A 15,270-nucleotide genomic window follows, 5' to 3' on the forward strand; every position below is an offset into this window, starting at 1 on the left:
TCGGGTTTAGGATGTATCGGTTGGAAAAGACCCGCTAGCGCATAAAGCGCTAGCATTAATGACCCCGGGGACGCTTGCGTCCCCGTATTCATTTGTACGTTTGCTTGGGGACATTGATATGTCGTTGGCTGATGGGCGTGTCCGAATCCGGATTTTCGTTGATTTCTGGAATTTCTCTTTGTCTGCGAGAGATATTGAGCCCGGTTTCATGATGGATTGGTCTAATGTAGGCCCCAGTTTCAGCGCGGAGGTTGCTGCTCTTGTTGTTCCTGGACAGCCATATGTATACGAGGCGATGCATGTTTATGGTTCTTATGATCCGCATAAAACGAGTGATGTTAAGCTAAAAAACTGGTTCCTGAATACTCTTGATAGGATGCCGGGAGTGCACGTGACGCTTGCTGAGCGCCAGAAGAAACGCGGCTATCCCAAGTGCCCACACTGCCAAGAAGAAGTTATGAAATGCCCTTCATGTGAAGGAGACATGCGTGGTACAGAAGAAAAGGGTGTAGACACCAAGATCGTAACTGACATGATCAGTCTTGCGTGGATTGATGCTTACGACATTGCACTGCTCGTCTCAGCCGATCGAGACTTTGTCCCGGTTGCAGAATTCCTGCAAACTAAAGGCATCAAGGTAATCCATGGTTGTTTCCCTCCGAAGGGAAATGAACTTTCGCGGAAGTGTTGGGGGCTACTCGACCTTGGTGCACTTCGGGAAACCTATCGTCAGATAGCGAAGAATTAGCTTTCAAGAGTTTCCCACCAGCCGATTATATTCCTGAATGGCAAAGCGGTCTGTCATGCCCGCGACGTAATCCAGCACCACGCGGGCAATCTCGGTCCGGCCTTCTTCGTTGCCTTTGGCAAGCGCCTTTGCCACATCGTCTTGCCAGTCGTCGGGCAGCAGTTCGGGGCGGTCTAGAAACAGCGGGAAGAGCGCATTGACCATCCCCGTAACCCGTTTGCGTTCCACCACCACGGTGGGCGCGCGATACATGCGGGTGAAAAGGAAGCTCTTGATCGCTTTGATGTTTTGATAAAGCGGTTTGGAAAACCGGATGATCGGCCCTTGCATGTTGCGGATGTCCTCGACCGATTGCGGCTGCAGTGCCTCCAGCCGGTTGCGCGCCACCGCGATCACATCTTCCACCATCACGCCAAAAACGCGCCGCAGGGCCTCGTGCCGCCGCCGCATCGGGTCAAGACCGGGGTAAAGCTTATCGACCGTGGCGAAGCATTCGCCCAGCACCGGCAGTTCGCACAGATCGGCTTCGGTAAAAAGCCCCGCGCGCAGGCCATCATGCAGGTCGTGGTGGTTGTAGGCGCAATCATCGGCCACCGCCGCCACCTGCGCCTCGGCCGAAGCATTGGTGCCAAGCTCCAGATCCCACATCCCGTTCACGCCCGCCAACGCATAGTTCCACGGCGGCTCCACAGGGCCATTGTGTTTGGCGATGCCCTCCAGCGTTTCCCATGTCAGGTTCAGCCCGTCGAAATCGGCGTAATGGCGCTCCAGCTTTGTCACAATGCGTAAAGCTTGGGCATTGTGATCAAAACCGCCATAGGGCTCCATCAAAAGCGCCAAAGCATCTTCGCCGGTATGGCCAAAGGGCGGATGGCCCAAATCATGCGCCAAAGCCACCGCCTCGGCCAAATCGGTGTTCAGCCCCAACGCCCCCGCAATCGTGCGCGCCACCTGCGCGACCTCAATCGTATGGGTCAGCCGGGTGCGGTAATAATCGCCCTCATGTTCCACAAAGACTTGGGTTTTATGCTTGAGCCGACGAAATGCCGAGGAATGGATGATCCGGTCCCGGTCGCGCTGAAACGGGGTGCGAAAGGTCGAATAGCTTTCATCATGCAGCCGCCCCCGGCTTGCTTCCGGTTGGCACGCATAGGGTTGCAGCATCCTTCACCTCGCCTTGTCGTGGGCCCATGTCCTTCCTATACTTATCATCAGCCCAACGACAGGTTCCAGCCCATGCTTTTGCCCCCCAAAGTGACCCCCCGCGCCTTTGAACGCCTTGCCGCCATCAATGCCAAAGAGCCCGCGCCCAAAGCTTTGCGCGTGGCGGTGGAGGGCGGCGGCTGCTCTGGCTTTCAATATGATCTGAAACTAGAGGCCACAGCGGCCGAGGAAGATCTGGTGATTGCGGGCGAGGGCGATTTCGCCGCGCAAAAAGTGCTGATCGACCCGGTCAGCCTGCCGTTTTTGCAAGATGCGGTGATTGATTACACGCAAGAACTGATCGGCGCGCGCTTCGTGGTGCAAAACCCGAATGCGACAAGTTCTTGCGGCTGTGGCATTTCGTTCTCGATGTAATGCCCCGCTTGCCCCAAAGCCCAAGCCCCGCCAAACTTGACCCAAGCGGCAAGGGGCGGGCGCATGGTGCAAGCGAGTGAGATTAAAAACGAAGAAACGCTGCAGGCGTGGCTGGACGCGCGGCCAGAAGACACGCGGCAGCGCGAGGCTGTAACGCTTGCCCATCGCGCGGCGATGCGGGTTTTGCCAATATGGATTTCAAGGCAGAGAGTTGATTGGCCTGGGTCGAATGCCGTTGCGGGTCTTAGCATTCTCCAAGGACTGTTGGTGTCAGGTATTCCGGAGGTGACTGAGGCACAGGCCGCTCTGACTATTTACGGTAAAATGGTCGTAGATAGGAACGGAGCGGCTCTGACCATGCCGCGTCACTGGAGCGCAAATCCGCGTAAACAAATCAATCTTGAAACTTTCGGTGACGTAGCTGCGCAGAATGCAGTTCGTAGTGCAAATTGTGCATTTTCTTCGGTAATAACTCACTTTCCTCACGAGATCGAAAAACATTTAGCTACAGGTATTTCCGCTTCTGTTGCCGCGATTGGAACCGCCGCGGCGCAGTGGGACGTCGGTATTAGTGTTTCCCTTTCGGAGTTTTGGGACAGCATTCGAAACGATCTGATATCAATCGAGGAGCGACGCGCACCACTACGTTCCCCACTTTGGGAAAGGGCACTAGGTGTAAATTCGAATCCTCTGAACCGGGCACAGTTTACCGAGAAATTGCCGGGTTGGTTTTTCCGTGAGTGGCGTGCTGCGGCGGGTTGGTTTCGCACACATCCCGGTTATGAGTTTTGGCTCCGCTGGTATGAAGCCGCGCTTGCTGGCCGCCCGCTGACGGGGGATTGGGAAAGCCATGCGCAGCTTTTGAGCGATATTGCGCTGATCCCTGATGAGGATTGGAAACAGGGCGCGGAGCATGTCGCGGCGCTGATTGCTGAGATTGAGGAACGCTATCGGTTGCTCGCCGAGACTCGGCGTTTGAAGGGCGAACTTGCCCCGGTTGTGGCTGAAATTTCACCAGCACAGATCGGACACAATAATCCGCCTGAGGCCTTGGAAGAGGCCGTTCCCGCGAAGCCCGTCTTGATCATCTGGGAAACGCTAGACGAGACTGAGAGGGAACTTGAAACACGTCGGCCGAGCAAGCCTCGTTTGCAGCAATTGGCCAAGGTTCTACTGGATGCGAGCATTGAGATTGCGAGGTATTGTGGCCAGCTTGGCGACAAGGCTTTGCAGAAGGCGGCAGAGGAAGTTGGCTCCTCCAGTGTGAAATGGGCGGTTCGGATCGGAGCCGGCTCATTCGCAACGAAAATGCTCGGCCTTGATGATGCAGTCCGCACTTTTGCCGAAGCGCTTGCGCGCTACGCTGGGGGATAATGGCGCGGGCGACCAGCCCGGGCCGCGCCCGACCCGCCCCATGGGCGGGCGCATTGCGCCGTCAGACACAGAACCAGCGCTCAAAGTGTTGGCGCCATAAAGTGCCCAGCAAACCTGTTCCAAAGCGCCCACCCCGGGTCGGTCGCGGCCCTCGGTTGCGTCAAGACGCTGGGTCGAGACGGGCGCATCTCTCCGTTTCAAACAGAACTGACGGCCCAGTTGTTGGCCCCATAAAGTGCCCAAAACACCTGCTGCAAAGCGCCCGCCCCGGGTCAGGCGCGGCTCTTGGCTCTAACGCCCGCCCCTAGTCTTTTTTGCGAAACAGCGCCTCGCGGCCCACCATATCCAGCAGGTCTTTGCCTGCCTCGGTGCCAAAATGGGGCGTGTGGGTCAGATCGGGCAGGCGGGCGCGGATTTCGGCGGTCAGCTCTTCGGGCATCAGGCTCAGCGTCGCCTCGCTCACCTGCAGGCTTTCCACCGGCACACCCTCGGCATAGACGATCTCGTGATGGTCAAAGACCAGCGCATAGTAATCGACATAGCCGCCCTCGCGCCGCCAGACATGCTCGCCATCGACAAGGTGTTTTGCCTGCACCAAAATTTCGGCGGTATCGCCCAGCCGCCGCTCGCCGCGCCGATACAGAAACACCCGGTGATGCGGGGCGACGACCAGATCGCTTTCATTGCCCAACGTGCCCGCCGAAATCACCACCGGCGCAAAGCTGCCCAAAGCGCGAAGCGTGGTTTTGGCCACAAGCCGCACCGGTTGCGGGCCGTTGTCGCGGGTCAGCACCCGCTCGCCCGGGGTGAGCGTTTCAATCGGGCGCTGCGCGCCGCCCGCCATGGTGATCAGCGTGCCGGTGGTAAAGGCAATGCAGACAAGGTCAGACAGCCGCACATTGCCCGGATCATCGGTCGCCTCAAGCAGGGTATAATCCACCCGCGGGATGATCGGGGACAGCGGCAGGGCGAAAAACTGCTGCGCTTCCTCTAGGTGGATCAGCAAGATATCGACCGTATCGCCCTCGGGCGTGATCATCACATGCCGCGCGGCCAAGCGAATGTGATCGCCCGCTTGGCCCACCTCTGAGCCCGGGCAGATGATCTGCCCCGCCTCCGGGTCCGCCGACAGCAAAAGCCGCAGCGGTTTGGCCTCGCGGTCCAGTTGATACACATCGCCCGGCTGGCTGAGCGCGGCCACATCCAGCCCATCGCCATGATTGGCCCCCGAGGTGACCCAGATCAGGTCTGCCTCATAGACATGGACGACCTGCGGCGGCAGGTGGGGCGTGGACGTCATCGGGGCTCCAGCACATCAGGCGGTGCGTTAATCGCGGGATCTATCCTGTGTCGGTTAAGGGGCGGGTGCCCATAGGTCAAGACAAACCCGCGCCCCGCAAGGCTTTGGGGCTGGACGGCGGCGCGGGGCAGGTTAGCTTGGGCGTAAGCAAGGAGGCGATGATGGATCTGGGATTGAGTGGCAAACGGGCGCTGGTCTGCGCGGGGTCCAAGGGGCTTGGGCGCGGCTGCGCCGAGGCTTTGGCGGCCGCAGGGGCAGAGATTGTGCTGAATGCGCGCGGGGCCGAGGCGCTGGAACAGACCGCTGCCGAGCTTGCCGCGGCGCATGGCGTCCCGGTCACGCCGGTGGCGGCAGATATCACCACCGTGGAGGGCCGCACCAAGGTGTTGGAGGTCGCGGCGGCGGTGGATATCTTGGTCAATAACGCGGGTGGCCCGCCTGCGGGCGTTTGGACCGAGTGGCATCATGCCGATTTTCTGGCCGCGATCGAGGCGAATATGCTGGCCCCCATCGCACTGATGCAGGCGCTGGTGCCCGGCATGCAGGACCGCGGCTGGGGCCGGGTGGTCAATATCACCTCGGCGGCGGTCAAGGCACCAATCGCCCAACTGGGGCTGTCGAATACCGCGCGCACCGGGCTGACGGGCTTTGTCGCGGGGATGGCCCGGCAGGTGGCCGGCTCGGGCGTGACGGTGAACAACCTGTTGCCCGGCATTCACGCGACCGACCGGATGGTGACGCTTGATGGCCCGGTGGCGAAAGCCGAAGGCATCAGCCTTGAAGCGGCTGCCGCCAAACGCGCCGCCACGATCCCGGCGGGGCGCTATGGATCGCCCGCCGATTTCGGCGCGATCTGCGCGTTTTTATGCTCGGCGCAGGCGGGCTATATCGTGGGGCAAAATATCTTGGTCGATGGCGGCGCGGCGAACCAGACGCTGTAAGCCCCAGATCGCGGCCTGGCCGCGCGGCGCGCTTTGCACAGATGTTGGACGCGGTCTTGAACGGGCCGCGTCTTTGTCTTGAAAACTCCACGATCGCCCGTCAAACCGAAGAAAACCCGGTTTTTACAGGCGATTTCGGTATGAAACCTGCTCAGATTGTTTTCGTTGGGGCTTTTGGCGCGCTTTTGTCGCTTGCGCTGAGCATCGCCTATCTGCGGCTTGGCTTTGCGCAGATCGATGGGCGCTTTCTGCCCGATGATACCTATTACACGCTGTCGATCGCGCGCAACCTGTTCGAAGGCCGGGGGCTTAGCACGGATGGCATCATTCAAACCTCTGGTCTGCAGCCGCTGATCGTGCTGTTTGAACTGCCGCTGTTTTTGCTGTTTTCGGACCCGAAGGCGCTGGTGCTTGGGGCGGTGTCCGTTTCGGCTATTTTTGGCGCGCTGAGTGCGGCCTTGGCGGGGATGCTTGTCGCGCGGGAAAGTCGGGCCCTTGGGCCGGGCCTTGTGACGGCGGCCTGTGTCGCGCTTTCGCCCGGCCTGTCTGGCAATGCGCTCAACGGGCTTGAAACCTCTCTTGCGGCGGCGTTGATGCTTTGGGTGCTTTGGCTGGTGCAGGGCACGGATGGGCGCGGGTCATTTATGCGTGCCGCCGTCATTGGCGGCGTTGCGGGGGCGGCGCTGTTGGCGCGGATTGACAGCGTGCTTTTGTTGCTGCCTGCCGGGCTTTGGGGCCTGTCGCGGCTGGGGGTGTTGCGCACGGCCTTGGTGGCGCTGGTGGCCGCAGTGGTTGTGCTGCCTTGGGTGCTTTATTGCCTGCGCTTTGGCGCCCCCGTTCCCGAAAGCGGGGCGGCTGTGCGCCAGATCGTGGCCTTTCATGCAGATATTGAAAATCTGGGTCTGCGCGATGTGCTGCCCCCGCTCGGTCTCGCGCTGGGGGCGCTGCTGTCGCACGGTGCAATGCTCATTGGTATCTTGCTGGTGCTTGGCAGCTTGCTGATGGGATTGGTGCAGATGTGGCGGGCCCGCAAGATTACGCTTTGTGGTGTGCTGGCCCTTTCAGGTCTGCTCTATATCGGCTTTTACCTGCTGTATCTGCCGGCCTTTTGGTTCTTTGATCGGTACCTGAATCCGGTCTTGCTGTTTGCGGCGATCTTGCTGGTCTTGGGCTTTGCCGCCCAAGTGAGGGGCAAGCCGCCGCGGGCCGTGGCGGCGCTTGCGCTGGCGGCGGTGCTGCTGACGGCCACGGCCCTGACCCACTTGCGCGCGCTGTCTGACCCGATGCCCCTGCGCGCAGATCGCGGCTATAGCCGACAGGTGCAGCCGGTTCTGCAAGCGCTTCCCGCACAGGCCGTTTTGGTGGCGATGCAATCGGGCGCCTTGGGGTGGTGGGCTGGCAGTGCCCCTTATGCACAAAAGCAGATTCGTGTCGTGAACCTTGACGGGGTGGTGAACCACGCGGCGAAAGAGGCAATTGGGGCCGATCGGCTGGGCGACTATCTGGCCCAGATCGGGGCAAGCCATTTTGCCGATTGGGATTTCAACGCCTTGATGCTTGAAACCTATCAGGGCCCCGCGCCCAAAGCACAGCTTGGCGATAAGGTGCATTCGGGCCGTTTGGGCCACAGTTTCGATCTTTATCAGATCGTGCCGGGCGGTTGAGCGGCCTTATTCGGCCTGGCGCGCCGCGCGTCCGCCCCGGCGTTTTTTCAGCCGTGTGGCGCGCGCGGGCAGCTCTGCCATGATCTTGCGGCGGTCTTCGGGCGACAGCACCGACCATTGGCCGATTTCGTCCAAGCTGCGGTAGCAGCCGATGCAGATCCGTTCCTCGCGGTGGATCTGGCACAGCTTCACACAGGGGCTTTCGATCTCGTCGCGTTTCCAGACCTCATCCGTCATTATCCTGCCTCCGAAGGTGCCCAAGCCGGTCAAGCGCCCCTTGCAAGATAAAGCCCGCCGCCACATGGTCCACCAATTCGGCGCGCCGTTTGCGCGATAAATCCGCCTCCAACATCGCGCGTTCGGCGGCGACGGTCGACAAACGCTCATCCCAAAAGCCAATCGGCAGGGGCGTGAGCTTTTCCAGATTGCGGGCAAAGGCGCGGGTGGATTGCGCGCGCGGCCCCTCTGATCCGTCCATATTCATCGGCAGGCCCAGCACCAGCCCGACAATCTCGCGCTCGGCCACGATCTTGAGCAATTCCGCGGCATCAAGCGTGAATTTCTGCCGCCGGATCGTGCGCAAGGGCGTAGAGATTGAGCGCAGCCCGTCCGAGATCGAAACCCCCAAAGTCTTGGTGCCCAGATCGAGCCCCGCCACGGCCCCGATGCAAGGCAGGGCGGTGGCGAAGTCTTCGATGCTGGCGCAGATCATTGGGCCACCCCGGCAGCTTTGGCGGCGGCGTCAAGCGCGGCAAGCGCTTGCGTATCTTCGGCAAAGGTGGCGCGGGCCTTTTCCAGCATCTTTTGCGCTTCATCCATTTTGCCGATGGTGGACAGCGCGCCAATCGCGCGGGTCCATTCGTCCACGCTGCCGCCCTCGTCCTTAAGCCGCGTCACCAAACGTTCCACCATGCCTTCGATCATCGCTTGGCGATCTGCGACGCTCATCTCGCCTGCGGCTTGCACTTGTTCGGCGCTCGGGCCGGGCATCATCGGGGCGGCGGGGGCCGCTTGTTCCACGGTCTCGCCCAAGGGTGTGGCGGCGGCAGCCTCGATCCGCTCCAGATCGTCGGGACGGTTGGCGAATTTCTCGCGCGCTTCGCCTGCGATGGCCTCCGCCCGTTCGGCTTCGCCAAGCAGACGCAGCGAGGAAATCAGCTTTTCCCAATCGTCAATCGTGCCGCCCTCATTGGCCATCCGGGCATTCAGCGCCGCGACCATCCCGCGCACCATTTGCGCGCGATCCGCCGGGCTCATATCTGCGGCGGCGGCCAAATCTTCGGCACTGGGTCCGCGCGGCACCGGCATTGGCGCGGTATAGTCATCTTCGCCCGCAAGCCAGGCAAGCGCATCGATATTTTGCACGATGATCGGCACCCAAGGGTCTTCGGGGGCGGAAACGCGCAAAGCCGCATCCCACAGCCGGAACGCACGGTCGGGGCGTTGGTTTTGCCCCATCATCAGCCCCAGATAAAACAGCGCTTGCGGATTGGTCCGGTCTTTTTCCAGCGCGGTGGCAAAGGCCGCCTCGGCTTCGGCGGTGACCAATTGCTGCCCGGCGGCGACGAACAGAAATTCGCCCAACCGTGCATAATCTTCGGCGGTCGCCGCCGCGCCCTTCAGGGCGATGATCCGGCGCTGTGCCTCCCAACCGGCGCGATAATTGCCCATGTTCATTTCATTCACGGCCAAAAGATCGAGCCCGCGAATATCGTTGGGCCGGGCTTGCACCGCTTGCCGCAAACGATCCATAAGCTCTTGGTATTCTTGTGGAATGTCGGGCACCGGGCCGCGCGCGGCCAGCGCCATTTTCTCGGCCTCTTCTTGGCTGGGGCGGTTTGTATAGCTTTCATTGGCCGCTGCGATCCGCTTGGCCATCGGCGCATCGGGCAGACCATTCGCGCCGATCCGGTCATACAGGAAAAACGCCCCGGCCAGCATCGCCACCACCCCGGCGGCCATCGCCACGGTCAGCCCGCGCGGGGCTTGCCCGCTGGCCTGGGCCTGCGCGGTTTGCACGGCGCGGTCGGCCTCTAGCAGGCGGCGCGAAATTTCGATTTTTGCGCGGCTGGCCTCTTCGGGCGACAGCACGCCTGCGGCCAGATCTTTTTCAACCTCGGCCAGTTGCGTGCGATAGACTTGCATGTCCTGCACCGCGGCAGGCACTTCGGCCCCGCGCGGACGCAACAGCGTGATCGCAAGGGCAAAGGCGATGGCGGCCACAAGCGTGGCGCAGATGATCCAGAACAGCATGAAGTCTCCTCTCTCCGCCTTTCCCTTAGCCGGTTAAAACGGTTCCAGAAAGGCCTTAGCGCGCCTTGCTCACAGCCTCGTGTGCGCCGCTTTCGCGGCCATGTCGCTTTTTTCCTTCGGATGCCGCTTGAGGGGGGCTATCGAAAACCGCCTCGCGTCATCTAGACTAAAGGCGGCGGCAGACTCGCACCGCTTCCCAACCCAGAGAGGGCCGATGAGACGTTATTCGATCTTCGCCGTGGCGCGCGAGGCGCTGCGCTACCATGCCGGATGGGAAAAGGCCTGGGCCTCGCCCGAGCCCAAGAAGCGCTATGACGTGATCGTCGTGGGCGCCGGTGGGCATGGTCTTGCCACGGCCTATTACCTTGGCAAAGTGCATGGCATCACCAATGTGGCGGTGATCGAAAAGGGCTGGCTGGGCGGCGGCAACACGGGTCGCAACACCACGATCATCCGCTCGAACTATCTGCAAGATCCCTCGGCGGCGATCTATGAAAAGGCGCGTTCGCTTTACGAGGGGCTGAGCGCGGATCTCAACTACAACGTCATGTTCAGCCCGCGCGGCCTGCTGATGCTGGCGCAATCCGAACATGAGGTGCGCGGCTACAAACGCACCGTCTATGCCAACAACCTGCAAGGCGTGGAAACCCGCTGGATCACGCCGGGCGAAGTGAAAGACCTTGTGCCGATCCTGAACATCGAGGGGCCGCGCTATCCGGTTTTGGGCGCGCTTTACCAAGAACGCGGCGGCACCGCGCGCCACGATGCGGTGGCTTGGGGCTATGCGCGTAAATGCTCGGCCATGGGCATGGATATCATCCAAAACTGCGAAGTGACCGGCGTGCGCACCGCGCGCGGCAAGGTCGTGGGCGTGAACACCACCAAGGGCGAGATCGATTGTTCGAAACTTGCCATGGTCGTTGCGGGCCATTCGAGCGTGCTGGCCGAGATGGCGGGCTTCCGTCTGCCGATCGAATCCGCTGCGCTGCAAGCTTGGGTGTCGGAGCCGATCAAACCGACCATCGACGTCGTCGTGATGGCGAACTTGGTGCACGGCTACATGTCGCAATCCGACAAGGGCGAATTGGTCATCGGCGGCGGCACCGACGGGTTCAACAACTATACGCAACGCGGCTCGTGGCACCATGTCGAACAAACGACCCGTGCCTTGGTCGAAACCTTCCCGGTGATTTCGCGGCTGAAAATGTTGCGCCAATGGGGCGGCATCGTGGATATGACCGGCGACCGCTCGCCGATCCTGTCGAAAACCCCGGTGGGCGGCATCTATGTCAACTGCGGCTGGGGCACCGGCGGGTTCAAGGCGATCCCCGGCTCGGGCTATGCGATGGCGGAACTGGTGGCTAAGGACTATTCGCCCTTGGCGGCCGATTTCGGCCTCGACCGCTTCAAAGAAGGCCGGTTCATCGACGAAAGCGTGGCCGCCGGGGTGGCGCATTGATGCCCCGCCACACGCTGATTTCCTTCCCTTTTGTCGGGGCGCAAACCCCGGCGCGCGTCATCAAGAAGGCCCGCTGATATGCTGACACTCACCTGCCCCTGTTGCGGCGTGACCGTCGAGGAGACCGAACTGGCCCCCGGCGGCGAGGCGCATCTGAAACGCTTCGGCCCCGGCTCCACCGACGAAGAGTTTGAAACCTATATGTTCGCCCGCAAAAACCCCAAGGGCGTGCATTTCGAACGTTGGCGCCATGCCTATGGCTGCGGCAAGTGGTTCTTGACCGCGCGCTGCACCGCCACGCTTGAGGTCTTTGGCTCCTATCCGGCGCAAACGACCGAACCCCCCGCCGAGCTGATCGCCAAGATCAAAGAAAAACGCCCCGGTTGGGAGGGCTACAAATGAGCCAACGTCTGCAAACGGGCGGCCGTCTGATTGACCGCTCGAAAGAAGTGACCTTCACCTTTAACCACACCCGTTACAAGGGCTATGCGGGCGACACGCTGGCCTCGGCGCTTTTGGGGGCGGGCAAGTCGCTGTTGGGCCGCTCGTTCAAATATCACCGCGCGCGCGGGCTTGTCGCCTCGGGCGTGGAAGAGCCGAACGTGCTGGTGAACCTTGGCAAGGGCGACCGGCTGGAACCCGATCAGCGCGCCACCACGACCGAGCTGTTTGACGGGGCGGTGGCGTCGAGCCAGAACCACTGGCCGACGCTGGCCTTCGATGTGGGCGCGATCAACGATTACGCCTATCGGATGCTGCCGGCGGGCTTTTATTACAAGACATTCATGCTCTCCACCTGGGCGTGGCATAAGGTGTTCGAACCGGTGGTGCGTCAAGCCGCCGGTCTGGGCGCGGCGCCGACCAAAGCCGATGCCGATCGTTACGAACAAGCCTATGCCTATTGCGATGTTTTGGTCGCGGGCGGTGGCGTGGCGGGGCTGATGGCCGCGCTGAAAGCGGCGGCAGAGGGCAAGCGCGTTCTGGTGGCCGAACAAACCGCGCATTGGGGCGGGCGTGCGCCCGTCGATGGCGGCGAGATCGAGGGGATGGCGCCCGAGGCTTGGGTGAAGAAAACCCTCGAAGCCCTTGGCAAGATGGACAATGTTCGTCTGATGACCCGCACCATGGTGGCGGGGCTGCATGACCATGGCTATGCCATCCTTTACGAACGTGTGGGCGATCACGTCCCCGACGAAGGCCGCCCCCGGCATCGTCTGTGGCGGGTCCGCGCGGGCCTGACGAAAGTGGCCTCGGGCGCGATCGAACGTCCGCTCGCCTTTGCGGGCAACGATGTGCCGGGCGTGATGCTGGCCTCGGCGGTGCGCGATTACATCGTCAACTGGGCCGTCAGCCCGGGCAAGGAAATCGTCGTTGTGACGAACAACGACGACGCCTATCGCACTGCGCTGTGCGCGCTGGATGCGGGGATGAAGGTCGTCGCCGTGCTGGATGCGCGCGAATGGGCGCATGGCCCGTTGGTCGAAGCTGTGAAGGCGCGCGGCGTGCGCGTTCTTGAAGGCCATGCCGTGTCGAAAGTGCGCGGCAAGTCGGGCGTCGTCGCGGTGGAAATCTGCCACCAAGACAGCACCGGCAGCGTGCTGGAGGTTCTGGGCTGCGATTGTGTGGCGATGTCGGGCGGCTGGTCGCCGGTCGTGCACCTGTATTCGCATTCTGGCGGCAAGGTGATGTGGGATGAGGCGGGCGCGATGTTCCGCCCCGACCCGGCCCGTCCGCCGGTGGGCGACAAGGGCCAGCCGATTGCCGAAGTGGTGGGCGCAGCCAATGGCGCGCTGACGCTAAGCGCGCTTTGCGCCGAGGCGGGCGTGGCCGGTGGCGCGGAAGAGGAAAACCCGATCACCCCGGTTTGGATCATGCCCGCCAAGGCTGGCAATGATCTGAAGTTCAAAGCCTTCCTTGATTACCAAAACGACGTGAAGGTTTCGGACGTGCAACTGGCGGCCCGCGAAGGCTATGCCTCGGTCGAACATACCAAGCGTTACACCACGCTGGGCATGGCCACCGACCAAGGTAAGCTAAGCAATATCAACGGTCTGGCGATCTTGTCGGATGCGTTGGGCCAAGCCATTCCGCAAACCGGCACCACCACCTTCCGCCCGCCCTATACGCCGATTTCCTTCGGCGCGGTGACGGGCGAGGCGCGCGGTGACATCTTCCAGCCGTTGCGCAAAACGCCGATGCATGGCTGGCACGAAGCCCATGGCGTGCATTGGGAACCGGTCGGCCTGTGGCGTCGCCCCTATACCTATCCCCGCAAGGGCGAAGGGCACCGCGACAGCGTCAACCGCGAGATCGTCAACACCCGCACCAATGTGGGTCTGCTTGATGCCTCGACGCTGGGTAAGATCGTGGTCAAGGGCCCCGATGCCGGCAAGTTCCTCGACATGATGTATACCAACATGATGTCGACCCTGCCGGTGGGCAAATGCCGCTACGGTCTGATGTGCTCGGACAACGGCTTCCTGATCGACGATGGTGTTGTCGTGCGTTTGGCCGAAGACACTTGGCTGTGCCACACCACCTCGGGCGGTGCCGATCACATTCACGGCCATATGGAAGATTGGCTGCAATGCGAATGGTGGGATTGGAAGGTCTATACCGCCAACCTGACCGAGCAATATGCCCAAATCGCCGTGGTCGGCCCCAAGGCGCGCAAGCTGCTTGAAAAGCTGGGCGGCATGGATGTCTCGAAAGAGGGCATGCCCTTCATGACCTTCAAGGACGGCGAGCTGGCGGGCTTCCCGGTGCGTGTCTATCGCATCTCGTTCTCGGGCGAGTTGTCCTATGAAATCGCGGTCCCCGCGAATATGGGGCTGGCGCTTTGGGAAAAACTGCACGAAGCGGGCGCGGAATTCGGCGTGATGCCCTATGGCACCGAAGCTTTGCACGTGATGCGGGCCGAAAAGGGCTTCATCATGATCGGCGACGAAACCGATGGCACGGTGATCCCGCAAGACCTCAACCTTGGCTGGGCGATTTCCAAGAAGAAGGAAGACTTCCTTGGCAAGCGCGCGCAAATGCGCACCCATATGGCCGATCCGGATCGCTGGAAACTGGTGGGGCTGGAAACGCTTGATGGCACGGTGCTGCCCGATGGGGTCTATGCCGTCGATGAAGGCGTGAACGAGAACAACCAGCGCAACGTGCAAGGCCGCGTGACCTCGACCTATTACTCGCCCACCTTGAAAAAGGGCATTGCGATGGGTCTGGTGAAACACGGGCCGGAGCGGATGGGCGAGGTGCTTGATTTCCCCGCCGACAATGGCGTGGTGCTGCAAGCGCGGATCGTCGATCCGGTATTCTACGACAAAGCAGGGGAGAAAGCCGATGTCTAAGGCCGTTTCTGCACTGAACGGGCAATCCCACACCGGCTTTGCCACTGTCACCGAGGCGGGGCTGAAGGGCATGGTTTCGCTGCGCGCCGATCTGAGCTCCAAGGCCTTGGCCAAGGCACTCAAGGCGCTTGGCCTGACGGTGCCCGCGCAACGCGCCATCGTGACCGAAGGCGCCCGCTCGGTGGCGTGGATGAGCCCGGACGAGCTGTTGGTTCTGTGCGGCTATGAAGAGGCCGCACAGGTCACCGCCGATCTGGAAAAAGCTCTGGCCAAGGACCATGCGCTGGTCACCAATGTGTCGGATGCCCGCGCGATGTTCACCGTTTCAGGCGCCAAAGGCGATGAAGTGCTGATGAAGCTTTGCCCCATCGACTTTGAAACCCTTGAAGCGGGCGAGATGCGCCGCTCGCGCGCGGCGCAAGTGGCGGCTGCCGTCTGGCGCTCGGGTCCGCAAGAACTGAGCGTGATCTGCTTCCGTTCGGTCGCCGGGTATATGATGGGCTTGCTGGAAGTCTCTTCGCGCAAAGGCGGCGAGATTTACTAACCCGGGCAGGGGGCGCGGGCCCCCCGTCCGCTTGTTGGACGCCCGGCCCCAGCAGG

General features: G+C 61.7%; 14 protein-coding genes. 9 read left to right on the top strand and 5 right to left on the bottom strand.

From position 1 onward, the window contains the following. The first annotated feature begins 118 nt into the window (after positions 1-118). Positions 119-748 carry an NYN domain-containing protein gene (locus CKO11_RS10210; RefSeq protein ID WP_223637786.1) on the top strand — a complete coding sequence of 210 codons (630 nt, stop codon included), beginning with the start codon at positions 119-121 and terminating at the stop codon, positions 746-748. Between the two features lie 3 nt (positions 749-751). On the opposite strand, the gene CKO11_RS10215 is transcribed toward CKO11_RS10210, so the two are convergent. Continuing rightward, the gene (locus CKO11_RS10215) at positions 752-1,912 is read right to left on the bottom strand and encodes a deoxyguanosinetriphosphate triphosphohydrolase (protein WP_223637789.1); all 1,161 of its coding nucleotides are present in this window, start codon (positions 1,910-1,912) and stop codon (positions 752-754) included. Positions 1,913-1,984: 72 nt separating this feature from the next. Between CKO11_RS10215 and CKO11_RS10220 the strand changes: the two genes are divergently transcribed. After that, on the top strand, positions 1,985-2,326 hold the full coding sequence (locus tag CKO11_RS10220; RefSeq protein ID WP_223637792.1) for a HesB/IscA family protein: 342 nt from the start codon (positions 1,985-1,987) through the stop codon (positions 2,324-2,326). Positions 2,327-2,389: 63 nt separating this feature from the next. Continuing rightward, a complete protein-coding gene (locus tag CKO11_RS10225; RefSeq protein WP_223637795.1) occupies positions 2,390-3,700 on the top strand; it encodes a hypothetical protein in 1,311 nt (436 codons plus the stop codon). Positions 3,701-4,004: 304 nt separating this feature from the next. On the opposite strand, the gene CKO11_RS10230 is transcribed toward CKO11_RS10225, so the two are convergent. Further along, positions 4,005-5,000, bottom strand: a complete 996-nt coding sequence (locus tag CKO11_RS10230) for a Hint domain-containing protein (RefSeq protein WP_223637798.1) — start codon at positions 4,998-5,000, stop codon at positions 4,005-4,007. Between the two features lie 161 nt (positions 5,001-5,161). On the opposite strand from CKO11_RS10230, the gene CKO11_RS10235 reads away from it, so the two are divergent. Both CKO11_RS10235 and CKO11_RS10240 read left to right on the top strand, forming a co-directional pair. Beyond that, positions 5,162-5,941, top strand: coding sequence for an SDR family oxidoreductase (locus tag CKO11_RS10235; protein ID WP_223637801.1), 780 nt, complete (start codon positions 5,162-5,164; stop codon positions 5,939-5,941). A gap of 140 nt (positions 5,942-6,081) precedes the next feature. Further along, positions 6,082-7,605, top strand: a complete 1,524-nt coding sequence (locus tag CKO11_RS10240) for a hypothetical protein (protein ID WP_223637812.1) — start codon at positions 6,082-6,084, stop codon at positions 7,603-7,605. Positions 7,606-7,611: 6 nt separating this feature from the next. Here CKO11_RS10240 and CKO11_RS10245 read toward each other — a convergent pair whose 3' ends face one another. Genes CKO11_RS10245 through ccmI form a run of 3 tightly spaced genes read right to left on the bottom strand, consistent with a single transcriptional unit; the run spans position 7,612 to position 9,858 of the window. Beyond that, the gene (locus CKO11_RS10245) at positions 7,612-7,842 is read right to left on the bottom strand and encodes a DUF1289 domain-containing protein (RefSeq protein ID WP_223637815.1); all 231 of its coding nucleotides are present in this window, start codon (positions 7,840-7,842) and stop codon (positions 7,612-7,614) included. Continuing rightward, complete coding sequence (gene ruvX, locus CKO11_RS10250) at positions 7,832-8,317, bottom strand: Holliday junction resolvase RuvX (protein WP_223637818.1); 486 nt, start codon at positions 8,315-8,317, stop codon at positions 7,832-7,834. Before ruvX ends, CKO11_RS10245 begins: the two co-directional genes overlap by 11 nt. After that, a complete protein-coding gene (gene ccmI / locus CKO11_RS10255) occupies positions 8,314-9,858 on the bottom strand; it encodes a c-type cytochrome biogenesis protein CcmI (RefSeq protein WP_223637821.1) in 1,545 nt (514 codons plus the stop codon). The genes ruvX and ccmI overlap by 4 nt, the downstream gene beginning before the upstream one ends. Positions 9,859-10,072: 214 nt before the next feature. Between ccmI and CKO11_RS10260 the strand changes: the two genes are divergently transcribed. From CKO11_RS10260 to CKO11_RS10275, 4 genes are all read left to right on the top strand, one after another. Continuing rightward, on the top strand, positions 10,073-11,317 hold the full coding sequence (locus tag CKO11_RS10260; RefSeq protein ID WP_223637824.1) for a sarcosine oxidase subunit beta family protein: 1,245 nt from the start codon (positions 10,073-10,075) through the stop codon (positions 11,315-11,317). Positions 11,318-11,395: 78 nt separating this feature from the next. Continuing rightward, complete coding sequence (locus tag CKO11_RS10265; protein WP_223637827.1) at positions 11,396-11,719, top strand: sarcosine oxidase subunit delta; 324 nt, start codon at positions 11,396-11,398, stop codon at positions 11,717-11,719. Then, positions 11,716-14,670 (top strand): sarcosine oxidase subunit alpha family protein, encoded by a 2,955-nt coding sequence (locus CKO11_RS10270; protein ID WP_223637830.1) that lies wholly within the window; start codon positions 11,716-11,718, stop codon positions 14,668-14,670. The genes CKO11_RS10265 and CKO11_RS10270 overlap by 4 nt, the downstream gene beginning before the upstream one ends. Then, entirely contained in the window at positions 14,663-15,214 is a 552-nt protein-coding gene (locus tag CKO11_RS10275; protein WP_223637834.1) for a sarcosine oxidase subunit gamma, read from the top strand. Before CKO11_RS10270 ends, CKO11_RS10275 begins: the two co-directional genes overlap by 8 nt. Positions 15,215-15,270 lie beyond the last annotated feature (56 nt).

This window comes from Rhodobacter sp. TJ_12 (genome assembly GCF_020023995.1).
GTDB lineage: Bacteria > Pseudomonadota > Alphaproteobacteria > Rhodobacterales > Rhodobacteraceae > Rhodobacter.

Excerpts from the sequence above, each read along its gene's own strand:
- CKO11_RS10210 (WP_223637786.1), top strand. The coding sequence starts at position 119 with ATGTCGTTGGCTGATGGGCGTGTCCGAATCCGGATTTTCGTTGATTTC.
- CKO11_RS10215 (WP_223637789.1), bottom strand. The coding sequence starts at position 1,912 with ATGCTGCAACCCTATGCGTGCCAACCGGAAGCAAGCCGGGGGCGGCTG.
- CKO11_RS10220 (WP_223637792.1), top strand. The coding sequence starts at position 1,985 with ATGCTTTTGCCCCCCAAAGTGACCCCCCGCGCCTTTGAACGCCTTGCC.
- CKO11_RS10225 (WP_223637795.1), top strand. The coding sequence starts at position 2,390 with ATGGTGCAAGCGAGTGAGATTAAAAACGAAGAAACGCTGCAGGCGTGG.
- CKO11_RS10230 (WP_223637798.1), bottom strand. The coding sequence starts at position 5,000 with ATGACGTCCACGCCCCACCTGCCGCCGCAGGTCGTCCATGTCTATGAG.
- CKO11_RS10235 (WP_223637801.1), top strand. The coding sequence starts at position 5,162 with ATGGATCTGGGATTGAGTGGCAAACGGGCGCTGGTCTGCGCGGGGTCC.
- CKO11_RS10240 (WP_223637812.1), top strand. The coding sequence starts at position 6,082 with ATGAAACCTGCTCAGATTGTTTTCGTTGGGGCTTTTGGCGCGCTTTTG.
- CKO11_RS10245 (WP_223637815.1), bottom strand. The coding sequence starts at position 7,842 with ATGACGGATGAGGTCTGGAAACGCGACGAGATCGAAAGCCCCTGTGTG.
- ruvX (WP_223637818.1), bottom strand. The coding sequence starts at position 8,317 with ATGATCTGCGCCAGCATCGAAGACTTCGCCACCGCCCTGCCTTGCATC.
- ccmI (WP_223637821.1), bottom strand. The coding sequence starts at position 9,858 with ATGCTGTTCTGGATCATCTGCGCCACGCTTGTGGCCGCCATCGCCTTT.
- CKO11_RS10260 (WP_223637824.1), top strand. The coding sequence starts at position 10,073 with ATGAGACGTTATTCGATCTTCGCCGTGGCGCGCGAGGCGCTGCGCTAC.
- CKO11_RS10265 (WP_223637827.1), top strand. The coding sequence starts at position 11,396 with ATGCTGACACTCACCTGCCCCTGTTGCGGCGTGACCGTCGAGGAGACC.
- CKO11_RS10270 (WP_223637830.1), top strand. The coding sequence starts at position 11,716 with ATGAGCCAACGTCTGCAAACGGGCGGCCGTCTGATTGACCGCTCGAAA.
- CKO11_RS10275 (WP_223637834.1), top strand. The coding sequence starts at position 14,663 with ATGTCTAAGGCCGTTTCTGCACTGAACGGGCAATCCCACACCGGCTTT.